The organism is Acidiphilium sp. JA12-A1, from assembly GCF_000724705.2.
Classification (GTDB): Bacteria; Pseudomonadota; Alphaproteobacteria; order Acetobacterales; family Acetobacteraceae; genus Acidiphilium; species Acidiphilium multivorum.
Window position 1 is genome coordinate 1 of record NZ_JFHO01000245.1, and the last position, 1,155, is coordinate 1,155.

A 1,155-nucleotide genomic window follows, 5' to 3' on the forward strand; every position below is an offset into this window, starting at 1 on the left:
ATTGGCGTTGATTTCTGTTGGGGTGGACGGCCCAACGGCATCCAATGTGCCAATAGGGTCGAACAACGAACCTAATGAAAGGGCCGCCCAATGGAATTTAAGCGGATTTCTATAGACACGTCCAAGCATGTTTTTACGATCCATGGGGTCGATGACCAGGAGCGCCCGTTACTGCGGCGCGAGATCAGGCGGGCTCAGGTTGAACCGTTCTTCGTCAAATTGGCTCCGACGGAGGTGGTTCTTGAAGCTTGCGCAGGCTCGCACCACTGGGGGCGGGTGTTGGGCGGTATGGGCCACCGGGTCAGGTTGATCCCACCGCAATATGTGAAGCCCTTCGTGAAGCGGAGTAAAAATGATCGCAACGACGCAGAAGCGATCAGTGAGGCAGCATCCCGCCCGACCATGCGCACGGTTCCGGTCAAATCGGTGGATGAGCAAGCGGCAGCAATCATCGTGAAGCACCGGGAACTCTTGGTGAATCAACGAACCCAGGCGATCAACGCGTTGCGGGGGCACGCGGCGGAATTTGGCATCGTTGCCGCCAAGGGCTGCGCGAACGTCTCAGCATTGCTTGTTCTCCTGTCTGCCGAGGAAGCGATTCCAGCAATTGCAAAGGCGATGTTTGAGCAAATGGGTCAGCATGTGACGGATCTCGATGCAAAGATCGACGCACTGGAGAGACAGCTGCTCGAACAGCACAAGGCCAACGCGGTCAGCAAGCTCCTCGCCGCGATTCCCGGCGTTGGGGCAATCACCGCGATCACCATGGCGCTCAATGTGAACCCCGCGAATTTTGAGACCGGGCGGCATTTTGCAGCGTGGCTCGGGCTGACTCCGCGAGAGCATTCCACCGGCGGCAAGCATCGTATGGGAAAGATAAGTAAGGCAGGCAATGAGAGGTTGCGGCAGTTGCTCGTGGTCGGGGCGATGGCGGTGATCCGCTTCGCTAAACCAGGCAGCAAATCAGCGACCGCTTGGCTGTTGCAATTGCTGGAGCGGAAGCCGCGCAAGGTCGCGGCGATCGCTCTGGCCAACAAGATGGCCCGGATCATCTGGGCCATGATGGCGCGTGGTGAAGCGTATCGGCGTCAGCCGGTAGCCGCCTGATCCGCGCGCCGGTGCCGAGGGTTTAGGGGCAAACAGGAGATGGTTATC

Annotated in this window: 1 protein-coding gene; it reads left to right on the forward strand. The window is 59.0% G+C overall.

Annotation, left to right across the window (positions count from 1 at the left end):
• Positions 1-90 precede the first annotated feature (90 nt).
• Entirely contained in the window at positions 91-1,107 is a 1,017-nt protein-coding gene (locus RT91_RS19700; RefSeq protein WP_013640371.1) for an IS110 family transposase, read from the forward strand.
• Positions 1,108-1,155: the final 48 nt, after the last annotated feature.

What these genes read in the sequence shown, in the direction of transcription:
- RT91_RS19700 (WP_013640371.1), top strand. Translation starts at nt 91, where the DNA reads ATGGAATTTAAGCGGATTTCTATAGACACGTCCAAGCATGTTTTTACG.